Genomic DNA, 15,986 nt, shown 5'->3' with positions numbered 1-15,986 from the left:
GTCCGTATCGCTGTCCGACTCCATGAGGCCGGGCTGACTCCCGCGATGCCAAGTAGGGGCAGTGTGACCAGAGTGAGGAGCCACTGGAGGCGAAGCAGGTCGCGTGCCGCTGCCTGGAGGGCCCCGGCTCGGTAGTGCCCGGGGTGCCAAGAGGCTAAGTGACCAGCTCATGCCACTCACGTTAGCGGTCGGCTCCCCGGCGCCACCGTGTTCTTCGGCGGCCTGCGACTTGTTGCGTGCGACGCCGACGCGGTCCCTGGAAATTCGTGGAGACTACCGCCAGTGCCCTCCACCGCTATCTGGCCGACGGGTCGCAAGTCGCTCGATGGCTGGCCTCAGGCGTGATCCATCAGGGCAGTTGGGTCTTGAAGTAGGCCCGCAGCCTAGACTCTTGGACGTTGCAGCGCCTACCACGGGGGATCCATGGTCGAGTACCAGGTTGTGATCGAGGGCCGGTTCGTAGGTGAAGACCTGCGTCGTCTCACGCAGTGGTTGCGGGACGACGAGCTTGTGGGCGACGAAGCCGATGTTGTCCTGTCGTCTGCACCCTCCTCGCCGGGAGACATGGGGGCTGCGTTCGATGCGATCCAGCTGACGGTGGACAGTGGGTTCCAGGTCGCGAACCTGGTACTAGCCATCGCAGTGTGGCGCAGCAGTAGATCGAAACCGCCGACCGTTGCGATTGAACGTAATGGCACACGAGTCACGGTTGACAGTGACGACCCTGCGGTCGTTGCTCGCATCGCCGCCGCTCTGGCCGATGAATGATGTAGTGGATTCGCTGCCTGATCCCGCGCGGACTCGTGCGGTGTTGATCGGTGTCTCCTCGTATGATCACTTCGAGGATCTTCCCGCAGTACGCAACAACATTGAGGCGCTGCAGCAGTTCCTGACGTCAGCGGAGGGCTGGGAGCTACCGTCCAGTCACTGCTCGGTTTTGGCGCACCCACGCACGTCCTCAGACATCATGGCCGTGCTGCAGGAGGCGTCCTCAGGTGCGCGCGACACGCTTCTGGTGTATTACGCCGGCCATGGCGTTCTTGACGATGAACTACGTTTCTACGTCACGCTGGAGAGTTCCAAGGCCGACGAGCCCTGGAGCTGTGTCTCGTACGAATGGCTAGGCCGGTCCCTGGCCCACTCACCCGCGCGCCGTCGGATTGCCATATTGGACAGCTGTTTCAGTGGGAGAGTGCACTGCGGCGCGATGTCGGAAGCCTCGGACGCAGTACGGGCCCAGACGGCGGCTCGCGGCGCCGTGGTACTCACCTCGGCCAGAGACGATCGGGTTGCACTGGCCCCGCCAGGCGAAAAATACACGGCCTTCACCGGTGAGCTCCTGGCAGTCCTCGATCAGGGCATCCCGGATGGGCCTCCCGTGATCTCTGTGGACAGAGCCTATGAGCACGTGAAATACGCGCTTGCCGCGAGAGGGAGGCCCCGACCGGACCGTACGGGTAGTGACACTGCGGGCAGACTCGTCCTGGCCCGTAATCGTGCGTTCACTCCGAGGCCGACCACTTCGACGCGAATGGCGTTCACGGGAGTCCTACGACAGTTGGCCTTGCGCCTGGATATTGGCTCGGTGGCCGAACCCCTCAAGCCAAGAACGCCTTATCCACGTGTAATCGGTGGCAGATATGTGGTAGACGGGTTGGTCGGTTCGGGAGGGATGGGGTCCGTCTACCGCGCGAGGGATCAACTGCTTGGACGCATCGTTGCCATCAAGTCAATTCGACGAGACCGCTCGGAAGATGCGGAACTGCCGCTGATCCTACGCGACGAGGCTAGGGCCGTTGCGACGCTCAACCATTCCGCGATTGCGGGAGTGCACGACCTGGTTGAGAGCGATGAGGGCAATTTCATCGTCATGGAGTACATCTACGGTGAGAATCTCATGGATGTACTCCGCCGCGGACGGGTTAGTCCGCTGGAGAGTGTCGCGTTGCTGCGCGTGGTTCTCGATGCCTTGAAGCATGCACACGAGTCCGGGGTCATCAACTGCGACATCAAGCCCAGCAACGTGATGTTGACCCCGGACGGACGGGTGAAGGTGCTCGATTTCGGTGTCGCAAGCTTCGTGGAGAACCCGCGCCGAGGGGTGCACAGCTCGGAAGGGTCCATCGTCGGCACGCCGAGCTATATGTCCCCCGAGGCCATCCGAGGGGAAGCGCCGACGGTTCACCGGGACCTATATGGCGCAGGTGTCACCCTCTACGAACTGCTAACCGGACGACAGCCGTTCCATGGTCTGGGATCGATGTACAAGGTATTCCATGCGATAACTTCTCGTCCGGTACCGCCACCATCGTCCCTGAACCCGCTGCTTGACCCCGCCTGCGATTCCATATTGCTAAGAGCCCTCGCACAGAATCCTTCAGACCGATTCCAGGATGCGGCAGGCATGAAGGCGGCGCTGGAGGCGGTTTCGTGGTCACCCCATGTCTATGAGGATGTGACAGTTGTGTCCGACGAAAACCGACTGCATTCGGATTCCGAGCGAACGCAGGAATCTCGCGCGAGCGGTGCGTGAGCGGCGGCCGCACGCGTTGGATCACGCAAGCGATCGGCACCGCGGGGGTGACGTACGTCGTTGACACCATGCCCCCGTGGGAGTCATTCCGGAGCCGACCCGCTCCCCGAACCCCGCGACACTCTGCGAGACCAATCGGGATCACCCGCCTGACCAGGTGAAATATGGTTCGACCAGGCAAGCTCGGCAACCGACGAAGGGGCCGCCGGTTCAAACGAACCCGCAACGGCCGACTGCTGTCAGCTCTTGACCGGCGAGACTCCGGCCGCTCTGCGACCTCAGTTCTGACCCATTCACCGGCGTCCCGGTCGTTGCGGGTTCGAGTTCCACACGGCCTACCTGGTGCAGGCGGAGGAACCCTCTCCGACCTGCTGCTGAGCGCCTCGACCGGTGTGGACCGGTCGGGGCGCTCAGTCGTTCCGCTGTGCACTCGACCGGTTCTCCGGCCTCCGGCGCCGTGAGGCTTCGGCACCGGGTATCGACAGACGTCGACGTAGGCGCATGGCGAATGGAGAGATGGAGAGGTCGCCTGACCGCCGCTCCCGGGCGCCGGGTGGTGGCTCCGTGCTGCCCGCTGGTCACCGCGGGAGAGCTGTCACCGGGCGACGCGGAGAGGATGGCCGTGATGTCCATGGCGCTCTCCGACCCCGTGCGGCCGGCCTGCTCTCCAGGGTGGCCTCGACGAGGGGGCGAGCCATGCTCGACCTGCGTGCGCGGCCGGCTGCTGAGCGGCGGTCGGCTGAGGCACCCTCCGCGCGGCGGCGCACCGTCCCCGGCCACCTGCGCGCCGGCCTGCCTGTGCGTCAGCTGACGGCCGCTGAGGGCCTCCTGGCCCTCCGTGCGGCGTCTAGTCCAGTCCCTCCTCCCTCAGGTCGTACATGAGGAGGAACGCGCCGTAGGTATCCGCCGACACGTCCTGGCAGGCTTCCGGCCGGTTCGTGGCGGTCGAGGTGTTGTCGAGTGCCCGCCGGCAGGCCTCTTCCTTCTCGGCCCGCGTCGGGATGCTCGACAGGAACGCGGCGATCAGCAGGACCACTGCGAGGACGACCACGCCGATACGGATGCGCATGGTCTCCCAACGACCGTGCGGCCCGACCGGTCACGCGCGGTCGGCTCACCCCCCGGCCGGTCACTCGCGGACGACTCGCCCCGGCCGGTCACTCGCGGACGGCCCGGGCCGGTCACTCCGGGGCCCGTCACGCGTGGCAGGTCATTCGGGCTCGTCGCTGAACGGCGGCAGGTCGGGCTCGATGAACAGCCCGGCGTACTGCGGTGTGGGAAGCGGAGCCGCTCCCGTCTCCGTGGCCGCGGCCGAACCGTCGGGGTGCCGCTGCGTCGTGGATGCGGGCATGTCTGTCATCAGGTGTCCTGTACGTAGGTGTATGCGGTGAAGAGCCCGTGGCCGAGCCAACGGGAGGTGCCGGGCTGGTCCCGACCGGTAGGGCGACGAGGTGCCGCTACCGGTGCCGCGCCGCTCCGGGGGCGTCCGGACCATCATGCGGTGCATGCAGACTGTAACCCTCGGAGCACAGCTTTCCCCCTGTATTGCGCTGCCCGGCACGAAGGTCAGTGCGGTGGGGCGGGCTCGATGTTCTGGTTTGCGTGGAAGAGGTTGTGCGGATCGTAGGCCTGCTTGATCTCCGCGAGCCGGTCGTAGTGGCCGCGGTAGGTGGACCGGACCCGGTCCTGGGACTCGCCGGCGCCGATGAAGTTCACGTACGCACCACCCATGGAGTGCGGGTGCAGCGCGTCCCAGTATTCCGTGGCCCACTGCCGCAGCACGTCCGCGTTGGCCGGGTCCGGGTCGATGCCCGCGATGACGCCGGACCACCGGGCGTCGCGGTAGGCCCAGGCGGTGTCGTCCGGGCCGACGCGGCTCGCGGCCGCGTCCACCGGGTAGAGGTGCATGGTCGACAGGCCGGTGGGAAGGCGCTCCGCGAAGGCGGCGTGCACGTCGACGGCGTCGTCCGTGATCCGGTCGAAGAAGTCACCGCGCCAGTACCACTGGAGGCCGGTGGGAAGGAGCTCGTCGAACAGCTGCTGCAGTGCCGGGTAGGGCATCGGGGTCGTGAAGTGGAAAGCGGGCGGGCCGGGTTCGTCCACGACGGCGAGGGTGTCGCCCAGTGCGGCCGGGTCCGCCGTCGAACACCAGATGACGCCGCACATCTTCCGGCCCTGGATCTCCTCGGGGAACGGCGGGCCGGGCGGGACGGTCAGCGAGGCGAAGAAGCCGTACAGCTCGTCCGGTGCCTGCGGCAGGAAGTCGCGGTACCAGCGCAGTACGTCGTGGAAGAGCTCCAGGGGCCACATGGTCATCGCGACCCCGACCGTGTCCACGGGGTGCAGGTCGAAGTCGAACGACGTGACGATGCCGAAGTTCCCGCCGCCGCCGCGCAGCGCCCAGAACAGGTCGGCGTTCTCGCTCTCGTTCGCGCTGACATACGTGCCGTCGGCCAGGACGACGTCGGCGGACACGAGGTTGTCCACCGTGAGCCCGTAGGCGCGGGTGAGGTAGCCGTGCCCGCCGCCGAGCGTGAGTCCGCCGACGCCGGTCGTGGACATGATGCCCGCCGGTGTGGCCAGACCGAACGCATGGGTGGCGTGGTCGAGCTCGGCCAGCCGAGCTCCTCCGTCCGCCTGGGCCGTCTGCGTGGCCGGGTCGACGCGTACGCCCCGCATTCCGGAGAGGTCGAGCGTCACGGCGTCGTCCACCAGGCACAGGCCCGGGCCGCTGTGTCCGCCGCCCCGCACGGCCACGTCCAGGCCGTGGTCGCGGACGAAGTCGACGGCCGCCATGACGTCCGCCGTGTCGTGACAGCGGACCACGGCGGACGGCGACCGGTCGATCATGCCGTTGTAGATCGTGCGCGCCTGTCCGTACTCCTGGTCCCCGGGGCCGATGACCGGACCGCGCAGTGCGTCTCGCATCGTCTCGAGTGTGGTGCCGTCCATGACCGACCGTCTCCCTGCCGAAGCGCGTGCCGCAGCGAGCCCGGCTTCCCCTGCGCATGGCATCGGGTGAGGCTGTGAGTGCCTGGCAGACGGGACCGAACACCGAAGGGCTGGTACTTCCAGCGTCCCGCCGCTGCGGTGACCGTGCAATCGGTGGAGGGCGGCTCCGGGCGGGCCGTGGGCGTCCCGGCGGCCGGAGCGACGTGATCAGGCGCTCTGCGCGGTCCCGGCTCCGGTGTCCTCACCCGTGAGGAGGGGAGCGGTCTCCGGCGCCGTGCGGCGGGTGCCCGTCGCCGCTTGCTTGCGCAGGTGGGCCGTCAGGCCGATGAAGCCTGCCAGGAAGCCGCTGATCAGGCCCGATATCGCATGGTTGACCGCGTTGGCCGCAACACTGTCCGGCACTCCGATGGCCAGGTAGTTGACGGCGGCGCTCATCACCGCCCCGAACGCGCCGCCGAGGAGCCCGCTGATGAGGGAGGAGCGCAGGGGTGAGGGCGTGGGCTCCGGGACGGGGGCGGCTCCGAGCGGTGTGGTCATCGTGGAATGCCCTCCAGTACAGGCTTCGTGCGAGATCGTGGGGGGTGCGGCAACATCCTTGGGTACGGGCCTGTGCGTGGCAACTGGCCGACACATGCAGCGTGTTGATGGTGATCATCCAAGGGACGGATGCTCCGGCCGAGGGGGTGCCGGGGGGCCGCGGCCCTCGATTGGTCAGGACGGCCTCCGGGATGCCGTAGAGTTGCAATCACAACGGCGCGGGGTGGAGCAGCTCGGTAGCTCGCTGGGCTCATAACCCAGAGGTCGCAGGTTCAAATCCTGTCCCCGCTACTAGAAGACAGAGGCCCGGATCCTTCCAAGGATCCGGGCCTCTGTCGTATGCCCGTACGCCCGTATGTTCTTCGCGGGTCGTGGGATCTCGCCGGCCGCGTGTCCCTCCCGGCGCGCTTGACCTTGACGCTGCGTAAAGATCTAGCGTCTCCGGCATGGAGTGGTCCATCCAGGAAGTCGCCAGAAGAGCCGGCACCACGAGCCGCACGCTCCGGCACTACGGAGATCTCGGTCTCCTCGCGCCCAGCCGGGTCGGGGTCAACGGTTATCGCTACTACGACCAGGACGCCCTCGTCCGGCTGCAGCGCATTCTGCTGCTGCGGGAGCTCGGACTCCCGCTGACCGCCGTCAAGGACGTATTGGAGGGGCAGAGGGACGCCTCGGTGGCGCTCCGGGCGCATCTGCGGCTGCTGGAGCAGGAGCGGGAGCGCATCGGCCGGCAGATCGCCTCGGTGCGGACCACGCTCCACAGGACCGAGGAGGGGAAGGAACTCATGGCCGAACAGATATTCGACGGCTTCGATCACACGGTGTACGAGGAGGAGGTCACCGAACGCTGGGGACGGGAGGCGTACGACCGGAGCGACCGGTGGTGGCGCGGGCTGAGCGCGCAGGAGCGGACCGGCTTCCAGGCCGCGCACGACGCCATCGCCCGGGATTACGGGGAGGCCAGGGCCGCGGGGCTGGACGCGGGCAGCGAGGCGGTGCAGGACATCGCCCGCCGGCACGTCGACTGGCTGTCGGTGTCCGTGACGGTCTCCCGGTCGTACGTGATCGGCGTCGGCGAGATGTATGTCGCCGATCCGCGCTTCGGGAAGAACTACGATCGGTACGGGGACGGCACCGCCGTCTTCGTAAGGGATGCACTGACGACGTACGCGCGGCACCGGCTCTCCGGCTGACCTCCGGAGGACGGCGCTGCGGCGTGCTCGTCCCTTTGGCCGATGACGAGTCGCCGCACGGCGCGGCTCCGGCCAGCCTGGGCGGGGCGCGGTACCGTCCGCAGCCGTGGGCGGACCGGGCAGGAGTACACAGGTGGGGAAGCGGGAAGATCGGGGCGGGGGTGCTGTCGGCACCGCCCGTGCCCGGCGGCTCGTGCGCGGGCTGCCGACCCTGATGATCGGGATCGGGATCCTCGTCGACCTCGTGACCCCGGCCGAGGTCACGGCCGTTCCGCTCTTCGCGGCGGCGCCCCTGCTCGCCGCTCCGTTCTTCTCGCTGGCCAGCACCATCCGCACCGGAGCGGCCGCGGTCCTCGTGGTCCTCGCCATCCGGCTCTCCGACGGCACGCTCGCCGAGGTCGTGCCGATCAGCGACCTGCTCACCCTGGTCACCGTCGCCGGGCTCGCCCTCGTCACCAACGCCGTCGTGCGCCGCAGCAACGAACAGCTGGCCTCCGCCCGGGTCATCGCGGCGACCGCGATGCGGGCGGTGCTCCCGGCGCCGGACGAGCGCATCGGCGGGTTGCTGGTGGCGGCACGGTACGAGGCGGCCCAGGCGGACGAGTTCGTCGGCGGGGACCTGTTCGCCATCGCGGACACGCCGCACGGGGTGCGGCTGGTGGTGGGGGACGTGCGGGGCAAGGGGCTGGACGCCGTAGGGGCGGTGGCCGTGGTGATCGGCGCGTTCCGGGAGGCGGCCGAGCAGGAGTTGTCGCTCGAGGGGGTGGCCCAGCGGCTGGAGCGCGCGCTGGCGCGGGAGGGGACCCGGCGAGGCGGCCTCGACGCCATGGAGGGGTTCGTCACCGCCGTACTCGCCGAGATCCCGGCGGGTTCGGACACCTTGCGGATCGTCAACCGCGGTCATCCCGAGCCGATCCTGCTGCACGCGGACGGGGCGCTCGACGTGCTGGCGCCCAGCGCGCCCGCCCTGCCGATCGGCATGGGGCTGGACGTGTGGCCGGACCGCTCGGACGAGTGGACCATGCCGGCCGGGGCGACGCTCCTGGTCTTCACGGACGGGCTCTCCGAGGCGAGGAGCCCGGCCGGGGCCTTCTACGACCCGGCGGACCGGCTCCGCGGCCGGATCTTCCCGGGCCCTGAGGAACTGCTCTCCGCACTCACCGACGACGTGCGCCTGCACACCGGGGGCCGGTCGACGGACGACATGGCACTCCTCGCGGTCGGGCGGCCCACCCGCGGCCAGCCGGAGCGGCGGACCACGGTGAAGATCGTGGGGAGAGGTGATGGATGACCGCCTGCGACTGTCCGTGACCGAACGGCACCGCTGCGCGTAACATTTGACACACCGTCAGAAAGTGATGGCGTGTCGGGGAGTGCGCAACTCGTCCGATTGTGGCTGATTCACCCCTGAAAGTGCAGGCCGGAGGCGTGAACGATCACCGGGAACAGCTTGGAATCGGACCCGGGTGTCTATTAACGTTCGATAACGCAGCGCGGTTGTCCCAGTCGTCGCCAGAGGCGGCACCGTGCGCGAGCGCCGAATTCCGCAAGGGAACCGGGGAACCACCTACATGGGGTGAATCGGGCACTTGTGTCTCGTGAGAGACGAAGGGACCCGTAGGAGACCTTCCTGCTCCGAACCCGTCAGCTAACCCGGTAGGCGAGAAGGAAGGAAAGGAGAGCGCCCACGTGGCGTCGAATCAGCCTGCCCCCGAGGCCCCGTCACCCTTCAGGACCGACGCGTTCGGTGACGAGGAGAGGACCTGGGAGGAATGGAATCCCACAGAGGAGTCCGTCCGTCCCGTACGCGGCAGGCACCGCGTAGCCAAGCAGCGAGGTCTCGCCCGTAGCTCCACCGTCCTCGGTGTCGGCGTCATCGCGGCCGTCGGCGCGGGGGGCATGGCCACCGCGCAGAGCAAGCCGCCGGTCTCCATCTCTCTTCCCGATTCCATCGCGGACAAGCTTCCCGATGCCACATCCCTTCCCGGGATGGGCGCTTTCATGTCCGGTGACGCCGAGGCGGACAACGAGACCGTCGCCCCGTCCGCACCGCTGACCACGGCCGGCATCACGGTCGCCGAGGCCGAACAGGGCACCACCGACGCCGGTGAGGCGCTGCGTGCCCGCATCCTCCAGCAGGCCGAGCAGCAGCAGGCCGGAGCGGATGCCGAGGCCAAGGCCGCGGAGGAGAAGGCGGCCGCCGAGGAGGCCGCGGCCCAGGCCGCGAAGCAGCAGAGCAAGGCCGAAGCCGAAGCCGCGGCCGAGAAGAAGGCGGCGGAGGAGGCGGCGAAGAAGAAGGCGGAGGCCGAGCGCCTCGCCAAGCTCGCCGCCAGCTACGCCATCCCGACGTCCTCGTACACGATCACGTCGACCTACGGCCAGGCCGGTTCCATGTGGTCCTCCGGCTACCACACGGGGCTGGACTTCGCCGCGCCCACCGGCACCCCGGTCAAGGCCGTACACGGCGGTACGGTCAAGTCGGCCGGCTGGTCCGGCGCGTACGGCTACCGCACGGTCCTCGCACTGGAGGACGGTACGGAGGTCTGGTACTGCCACCAGTCCTCGATGGACGTCACGGCCGGTCAGACGGTCAACACGGGCGACACCATCGGACGCGTCGGTGCCACGGGCAACGTGACCGGCCCGCACCTCCACCTCGAGGTCCACACCGCGGACGGCTCGGGAATCGACCCGATGAGCTGGCTGCGCAGCAAGGGCCTGTCGATCTGATCTCCCGCGCCGGCGCACGGCGCACCGAACCTCGGCGGCCCTGACGCACGAACCCCCTGGCGTCGGGGCCGCCGGTCTGCGCGTGTGTCCATGGACCCGCCGTACCCGGCGGCGCTCCTACGGGGGCGGTGGGCGGTGTCCGTCCGGCTGCTGCCCGCCGCCGTGGTGCGCGTACGGGTTGGGGCCGCCGTAGTGCCGGTGCGGCGCCGGCAGCTGCTGCGGATACGGCAGGGCGTGGGGCAGTTGGTGGGGGAACGGGCCGGGCGGGGGCACGCGGTGGGTGCGTATCCGTCCCGTGGCCTGGGCCGCGTACGCCAGGGCCGGTCCCGCGACGTCCCGGCGCTGCCACAGGTGGTGCAGCAGCTCCTGCTCCCGTACGGCGAAGTCCTGGCCCGCCCCGTCGTGGCGGGCCCTTCGGCGCAGCATCGCCAACGAGGTCGCGAACAGCTCGTACTCCGCGACCGCGCGGGCCGCTGCCCTGCCCCGGGCACGGTCCGGGTGGCTGTGCCAGTGCCTGGCCATGTCGCGGGCCATGCCGCGCGCACGCATCGAGGCCAGCGCGAGCGGCTCCGCGGGAGTGAGCCAGCCTGCCGCCGCGTAGACCGGCAGCTCGCTGGCGAGCGTCCGCAGCTCCCGCTGGCGCGACCAGATGGCCAGCCAGGTCACCAGACCGAAAGCCGGGACCATGAACGCGCCGTACACCACGTAGAAGCCGTACGTGCCGAAGGCCGACGAGCCGTTCCAGAGGGCGTGCATGCCCATGGCGAGGAGGAGCCCGAGCAGCGGCAGCACGATCCGGCGCACAGGACGGCGCCTCCCGCCGAGCGCGGCGGCACCGAAACCGATACCGGTGAGCACCGTGAACAGGGGGTGCGCGAACGGTGACATCACCACCCGCACGAAGAAGGTCCCGACCGTCACGGAGGCGAAGCCCGTGGTCCCCAGCTGCTGGTCCTCGCCGAAGGCGTTGCCCAGGTAGAGGACGTTCTCGGTGAAGGCGAAACCGGTCGCGGTGAAGCCGGCGACCACGATGCCGTCGACGACACCGCCGAACTCCCGTCTGCGGAAGAGGAAGATCAGCAGGACGGCGGCGGCCTTGGCGCTCTCCTCGACGACCGGGGCGATGACCGTGGCACCCAGGGTGTCTGCGCTCGCCGGGTCGGCGGTGGCCGCCGCTATCCAGCGGGTCGCGAAGGTGTTGGCGGTGATCGCGACGAGCGCTGCCGCGAACGCGCCCCAGGCGAAGGCGAAGAGCAGATTGCGCCAGGGCCCCGGCTCCACCCGGTCCAGCCAGCGGAACGCCGACATGAGCAGCGGAACGGGCAGCACGGCCAGGCCCAGACCCACCAGGAAGCCCTCGGTGCCGGTCTGTTCGCGCACCAGGGCCAGGATCACCAGACCGCAGAGCGCGAGCACGGTGACCACCGCCCCGGCCCGGAACGCCTTGCTGCGCCAGACCATGCCGACGCGGCGGGGCCGGTAACGCCACTGGCCTCGCTCGGGTACGGCGCCCAGGAACTCGTCGAGCCGCTGCTCCTCGAGAACGGGGACGGCCGGCTGCTGGTGCTGCGCGGACCCTTCGGACACCCGATGACCCTAACGAGAGGGACTGACACCCGGCCATGGTGCAGCGGGCCGGGCGCCCGTCGATGGCTGATCGGCGACGTCCTCGACGAATCCGGACGAGACCCCTGCGGCGGTCTCAGAGGCGGCGGAACAGGACGTCGTGCACGACGTGTCCCTTGTCCAGGCCCTGCCCCTCGAAACGGGTCAGGGGCCGGAAGGCGGGCCGCGGTGCGTAACCACCGTCCGCCCGGGTGTTCTCGAACCGGGGGTGCGCCGTCAGGACCTCGAGCATCTGCTCCGCGTAGGGCTCCCAGTCCGTCGCACAGTGGATCACCGCGCCCGGCTTGAGCCGCTGCGCCACCAGGTCGAGGAACTCCGGCTGGATCAGCCGCCGCTTGTGGTGCCGCTTCTTCGGCCAGGGGTCGGGGAAGTACACCCGCAGCCCGTCCAGCGACGCCGGCTCCAGCATCTCGCGGAGCAGGATGATCGCGTCGCCGTTGGCGACGCGGACGTTGGACAGACCCGCGCGCTCCGCGAGTCCGAGCAGGTTGCCCTGGCCGGGAGTGTGCACGTCGACGGCAAGGATGCCGGTGGTGGGGTCGTCGGCCGCCATCTGCGCGGTGGCCTCCCCCATGCCGAAGCCGATCTCCAGGACCACCGGGAGCCCGCCGAACAGGGCGGGCAGATCGAGGACGCTGCGGCCGTCGATGTCCAGGCCCCAGGTGGGCCACAGACGCTGCAGGGCGTCCTCCTGGCCGGCGGTCACCCGGCTGCGGCGCGGCTGGAAGCTGCGGATCCGGCGCTCGTGGTGCGAGCCCGCCGGGTCGGCGGCGGGTCCGCCGGGGAAGCGGGGTTCCTGGCGCAGCCTGCGCTGACGCTCGAAGGAGGCGGCGCGCCGGGCATCGGCGTCGGTATCGACGTCGCCGGGCGTCTCAGGGGTGGGATTCAGGGACTCAGACACAATGACCCGATTCTACGGCGGGCGGCTTCCACCCCGTCGCGCGTGCCCGCTGCAGAGCCCGCCGGGCCACCTCCCTCCCGATGGGCAGCGAAGCCGTGGCGGCGGGCGACGGAGCGTTCAGCACGTGCACGGTGTGCACTGCCTCCCGGATGAGGAAGTCGTCCACCAGCGTGCCGTCGCTCAGCACCGCCTGCGCCCTGACACCCGCGGGGGACGGCCGCAGATCGTCCGCCGTCACCTCGGGCAGCAGCCGCTGGACGGCCCGGGTGAACGCCCGCTTCGACAGGGACCTGCGCACCTCGTCCGCCCCGTACCGCCAGTGGCGCCGGGCGACGCGCCAGGAACCCGGCCAGCTCACCGTGGCGGCGAGGTCGCGCGGGCGGACGACCGGCCAGCTGTACCCCTCACGGGCCAGCGCGGGCACCGCGTTCGGCCCGACGTGGACCGTGCCGTCGACGCCCCTGGTCAGGTGCACCCCGAGGAACGGGAACGCCGGATCCGGCACCGGATAGACCAGCCCCCGCACCAGCTCCGGCCGGGCCAGCTCGTAGTACTCCCCGCGGAAGGGCACGATCCGCACGCCCGGGTCGTCGCCCGCGAGCCGTGCCACCCGGTCGCTGTGCAGCCCCGCGCAGTTGACCAGGACCCGGGCACGGACCACCTGGCCGTCGGCCGTCCGCACCGCCACGCCCCAGGGGCGCCGGTCGACCGCGACGACCTCCGCGCCGTACCGGAGCTGTCCGCCGACCGCGCCCACCTCGGCGGCCAGCCGGGAGGCCACCGCGGAGAAGTCGCACACCCCGGTCGTCGCGACCCGGATCGCGGCCAGGCCGCGCACCCGTGGTTCGTACCCCGCGATCTGGGCGGGACCGAGCTCCCGGACCGGCAGGCCGTGCGCCCGGCCGCGCTGCACCAGCGCGTGCAGGCGGGGCAGCTCGCTGCTCGCCGTGGCCACGATCAGCTTGCCCGTCACGGCGTGGGCGATGCCGTGCTCCGCGCAGAAGCCGGCCAGCTCGGCACCGCCCCGCACGGCGTAGCGGGCCTTCAGTGATCCCGGGGGGTAGTAGATGCCGCTGTGCAGCACTCCGCTGTTGCGCCCGGTCTGGTGGCGGGCGGGGCCCCACTCCTTCTCCAGCACCGTGACCCTGGTGCCGGGCGCGGAGCGCGTGAGGGCGTACGCGGTCGACATACCGACGATCCCGCCACCGATCACCAGAACGTCGCAGTCGTACGCCGCGTGCGTCATCATCACGCCACCTCCCACCCCGATAGTGCACTGACCCACTGACAACGGGCTCAAACCAGGGAGAGCGGGGGCGTGGCGGCCGGTCCGCTCCCCCGTTCGGGCATATCGGGGCGTACCGGTGTCCGGCTAGGCGGGGGAGACCAGAAGCGGACGCGCCCGTTCCCGTAATTCCGCCACGCGGGGCTCGTCGCCGTACGGTTCCAGGCGGTGGAGCAGGTCGCGTACGTACTCCGTGGTGCGGGCCGAGGAGATGCGTCCCGCCACCTCCACCGCGCGCGTCCCCGCCGCGCAGGCCGCGTCGAGGTTGCCGGACTCGAGCTCGGCGACCGCCGACACGACGAGCCGCAGTCCGTGCGAGCGGACGAACTCCTCCGTGGGCCTGGACAGCGCCTGCTCGGTGAAGCGCCGCACCTGACGGGGGGCCTTCAGGTCGCGATAGCACTCGGCGGCGTCGGCGGCGAACCGGTCGTACGAGTAGAAGCCGAGCCAGGACGGGTCGCTGTCCCCGGCCCGGGAGCGCTCCAGCCAGCTCTCGGCCGCCCTGAGCGCGGCGCCGGCGGCCGGGGCGTCCGAGGCCTTCGCATGGGCACGCGCCTCCACGAGCCGGAAGAAGCTCATGGTCCGGGCGGTCGCCAGGCCCCGATTGCGCTCGACCGCCGCCTGGGCGAGGTCCACGCCCTCGTCGGCGAAGCCCCGATAGGTGGCTTGCAGCGACATCGACGCCAGGACGTAGCCGCCGAGCGGGACGTCGGCGGCGGCGCGGGCCAGACGCAGCGCCTGGATGTAGTACCGCTGGGCTGCCTCCTGCTGCCCGGTGTCGAACGCCATCCAGCCGGCGAGCCGGGTCAGCTCGGCAGAGGCGCCGAAGAGGGCCCGGCCCACTTCGTCGCTGTACGAGCCCAGCAGCAGGGGCGCGGCGTCGACGCGTAAGCACTCCGGGACCATGGAGGAGCGCCAGTCCCCGCCTCCGTATTTGGAGTCCCAGCGGCGCGCGTCCTGGGCGGCCTCCCGCAGCTTGGCCACATCGCTGTGTCCGACCCGCAGGGGCGAGGCGTCGGACACGGCGTCCGGGCCCGGCTGGAGGGGTACTCCGGACGACCCTCCGTGCGCCCCGGGTGCGCCCTGGCCGCCCAGGAGCGCTGCCCGGGCGGCCGTCGAGTCCCGCGCCACGGAGGAGTCGGCGGGGGTGATGAGCCATCGGGACGCGGGGGTCGCGTAAGCGCTCACCGCGAAGGAACCCGCCAGCGACTGCCAGATCCCGCCACCACCCCGGCGCCCCGCCAGGTCGAGGCGGTACAGATCGGTCGCCGACCGCACGGCCTCGCCCACATCGCGGGGGAAGGCCAGCCCGACCTCGGGCGCGGGGTCGGCGTCGGCGAGCCCGATCTCGTGCAGGGGCACGGGACGGCCGAGTTTCGCCCCTATCGCGGCCGCGATGAGGTGAGGCGCCGCACCCTGCGGAACCATGCCCTTGGCGACCCAGCGGGCCACCGACGTCTTGTCGTAACGAAGAGTCAGGCCGCGCTGTGCTCCGAGGTCGTTGACCCGCCGGGCGAGGCCGGCGTTACTGATTCCCGCGAGGGCGAGAACTGTGCCGAGCTTCTCGTTCGGCCCGCGTTGCTCCCTGGACATGCGCCACCCCTCGACACACAGACGGCCGCCGCTTCACCGTGAGGCGCGCGGCATTCGTACCGTGTCCTCCCCCGGTACGGTCCCGGGCACTCCGGCCGCACACGCATTTGGCCAGGCCCCGTGGAATATGCCGCACCGCTGAGAACATCAGTCAACACAGCGTAGTTCGCCGCATCCTTACCGTTAAGGGGCAGACGTCCGTATGGCGGGAAAGTCGTCATCGTGGGCGGAGTGCGCCTTCCTCGCCGGCCGTTGTGCCGGACGCGCGTGCGGGCCTTCTCGGTGTGCCGCGCGTGGGAGCACGGGGCGGTCACCCCTTGGCGCAGGGCTGCTTCGTCGTGCCCCTGGTGTGTGGCCGTGCGCCCGGCCGTGCGCCTTGGCCGGGCCGGGGCGGAAGCGCTTCCATGAGTTCTGCGTGGGTCGGCCCGCTGCACTGGACTCAGTGGGCTGGGGGAGACCGCCGCCCCAATCCCCGCGGGCGGCGAACCGGTCCGGGGGGTGACGAACACCTCCCGGACCGTGCGCGGAAGGGTGGTTCGGGGGGCGGACGTGGTGGCCGGCGCACCGGGGGGATGCGCCGGCCGCCACCTTGTCCGGGCGGCTGCGAGGTGGGGCCGCGAGGCCCGTGTCCCTGTC

General features: G+C 70.3%; 13 protein-coding genes, 1 tRNA gene and 1 riboswitch. Of the genes, 6 read left to right on the top strand and 8 right to left on the bottom strand.

What is annotated here, in order from left to right; translation table 11 throughout:
- Positions 1-423 precede the first annotated feature (423 nt).
- Both QFZ58_RS17250 and QFZ58_RS17245 read left to right on the top strand, forming a co-directional pair.
- A complete protein-coding gene (locus QFZ58_RS17250) occupies positions 424-768 on the top strand; it encodes a hypothetical protein (RefSeq protein WP_307125810.1) in 345 nt (114 codons plus the stop codon).
- A complete protein-coding gene (locus QFZ58_RS17245) occupies positions 761-2,533 on the top strand; it encodes a protein kinase (protein ID WP_307125809.1) in 1,773 nt (590 codons plus the stop codon). Before QFZ58_RS17250 ends, QFZ58_RS17245 begins: the two co-directional genes overlap by 8 nt.
- Before the next feature lie 847 nt (positions 2,534-3,380).
- On the opposite strand, the gene QFZ58_RS17240 is transcribed toward QFZ58_RS17245, so the two are convergent.
- The 4 genes from QFZ58_RS17240 to QFZ58_RS17225 form a co-directional block, all read right to left on the bottom strand.
- The gene (locus tag QFZ58_RS17240; RefSeq protein ID WP_307125808.1) at positions 3,381-3,602 is read right to left on the bottom strand and encodes a hypothetical protein; all 222 of its coding nucleotides are present in this window, start codon (positions 3,600-3,602) and stop codon (positions 3,381-3,383) included.
- 141 nt (positions 3,603-3,743) lie between these two features.
- Positions 3,744-3,893, bottom strand: a complete 150-nt coding sequence (locus QFZ58_RS17235; RefSeq protein WP_307125807.1) for a hypothetical protein — start codon at positions 3,891-3,893, stop codon at positions 3,744-3,746.
- A gap of 206 nt (positions 3,894-4,099) precedes the next feature.
- Entirely contained in the window at positions 4,100-5,485 is a 1,386-nt protein-coding gene (locus QFZ58_RS17230) for an FAD-binding oxidoreductase (protein ID WP_307125806.1), read from the bottom strand.
- Positions 5,486-5,692: 207 nt separating this feature from the next.
- Entirely contained in the window at positions 5,693-6,022 is a 330-nt protein-coding gene (locus tag QFZ58_RS17225) for a hypothetical protein (RefSeq protein ID WP_307125805.1), read from the bottom strand.
- 217 nt (positions 6,023-6,239) lie between these two features.
- On the opposite strand from QFZ58_RS17225, the gene QFZ58_RS17220 reads away from it, so the two are divergent.
- From QFZ58_RS17220 to QFZ58_RS17205, 4 genes are all read left to right on the top strand, one after another.
- Positions 6,240-6,313 (top strand) — tRNA-Met (locus QFZ58_RS17220).
- A 155-nt stretch (positions 6,314-6,468) separates the two neighbouring features.
- Entirely contained in the window at positions 6,469-7,215 is a 747-nt protein-coding gene (locus tag QFZ58_RS17215; RefSeq protein WP_307125804.1) for a MerR family transcriptional regulator, read from the top strand.
- A 133-nt stretch (positions 7,216-7,348) separates the two neighbouring features.
- A complete protein-coding gene (locus QFZ58_RS17210; RefSeq protein ID WP_307125803.1) occupies positions 7,349-8,506 on the top strand; it encodes a PP2C family protein-serine/threonine phosphatase in 1,158 nt (385 codons plus the stop codon).
- 234 nt (positions 8,507-8,740) lie between these two features.
- Positions 8,741-8,893: riboswitch (cyclic di-AMP (ydaO/yuaA leader) on the top strand.
- 11 nt (positions 8,894-8,904) lie between these two features.
- The gene (locus tag QFZ58_RS17205) at positions 8,905-9,945 is read left to right on the top strand and encodes a M23 family metallopeptidase (RefSeq protein WP_307125802.1); all 1,041 of its coding nucleotides are present in this window, start codon (positions 8,905-8,907) and stop codon (positions 9,943-9,945) included.
- Positions 9,946-10,062: 117 nt separating this feature from the next.
- Here the strand turns inward: QFZ58_RS17205 and QFZ58_RS17200 are convergent, their stop codons facing one another.
- From QFZ58_RS17200 to QFZ58_RS17185, 4 genes are all read right to left on the bottom strand, one after another.
- Positions 10,063-11,532, bottom strand: coding sequence for a PrsW family intramembrane metalloprotease (locus tag QFZ58_RS17200; protein WP_307125801.1), 1,470 nt, complete (start codon positions 11,530-11,532; stop codon positions 10,063-10,065).
- Positions 11,533-11,647: 115 nt separating this feature from the next.
- Positions 11,648-12,472 carry a tRNA (guanosine(46)-N7)-methyltransferase TrmB gene (trmB, locus tag QFZ58_RS17195; protein WP_307125800.1) on the bottom strand — a complete coding sequence of 275 codons (825 nt, stop codon included), beginning with the start codon at positions 12,470-12,472 and terminating at the stop codon, positions 11,648-11,650.
- Positions 12,465-13,721 carry an L-2-hydroxyglutarate oxidase gene (lhgO, locus tag QFZ58_RS17190; protein WP_307125799.1) on the bottom strand — a complete coding sequence of 419 codons (1,257 nt, stop codon included), beginning with the start codon at positions 13,719-13,721 and terminating at the stop codon, positions 12,465-12,467. The genes trmB and lhgO overlap by 8 nt, the downstream gene beginning before the upstream one ends.
- Before the next feature lie 123 nt (positions 13,722-13,844).
- Positions 13,845-15,350, bottom strand: a complete 1,506-nt coding sequence (locus QFZ58_RS17185) for a sporulation protein (protein ID WP_307125798.1) — start codon at positions 15,348-15,350, stop codon at positions 13,845-13,847.
- Between the last annotated feature and the right edge of the window lie 636 nt (positions 15,351-15,986).

It is taken from the genome of Streptomyces sp. B1I3, from assembly GCF_030816615.1.
Classification (GTDB): domain Bacteria; phylum Actinomycetota; class Actinomycetes; order Streptomycetales; family Streptomycetaceae; genus Streptomyces.
This window is presented reverse-complemented; position numbering and strand designations above follow the sequence as displayed.

Bases quoted from the DNA above. Each gene is read 5' to 3' on its own strand.
- QFZ58_RS17250 (WP_307125810.1), top strand. From the start codon at position 424: ATGGTCGAGTACCAGGTTGTGATCGAGGGCCGGTTCGTAGGTGAAGAC.
- QFZ58_RS17245 (WP_307125809.1), top strand. From the start codon at position 761: ATGAATGATGTAGTGGATTCGCTGCCTGATCCCGCGCGGACTCGTGCG.
- QFZ58_RS17240 (WP_307125808.1), bottom strand. From the start codon at position 3,602: ATGCGCATCCGTATCGGCGTGGTCGTCCTCGCAGTGGTCCTGCTGATC.
- QFZ58_RS17235 (WP_307125807.1), bottom strand. From the start codon at position 3,893: ATGACAGACATGCCCGCATCCACGACGCAGCGGCACCCCGACGGTTCG.
- QFZ58_RS17230 (WP_307125806.1), bottom strand. From the start codon at position 5,485: ATGGACGGCACCACACTCGAGACGATGCGAGACGCACTGCGCGGTCCG.
- QFZ58_RS17225 (WP_307125805.1), bottom strand. From the start codon at position 6,022: ATGACCACACCGCTCGGAGCCGCCCCCGTCCCGGAGCCCACGCCCTCA.
- QFZ58_RS17215 (WP_307125804.1), top strand. From the start codon at position 6,469: ATGGAGTGGTCCATCCAGGAAGTCGCCAGAAGAGCCGGCACCACGAGC.
- lhgO (WP_307125799.1), bottom strand. From the start codon at position 13,721: ATGATGACGCACGCGGCGTACGACTGCGACGTTCTGGTGATCGGTGGC.
- QFZ58_RS17185 (WP_307125798.1), bottom strand. From the start codon at position 15,350: ATGTCCAGGGAGCAACGCGGGCCGAACGAGAAGCTCGGCACAGTTCTC.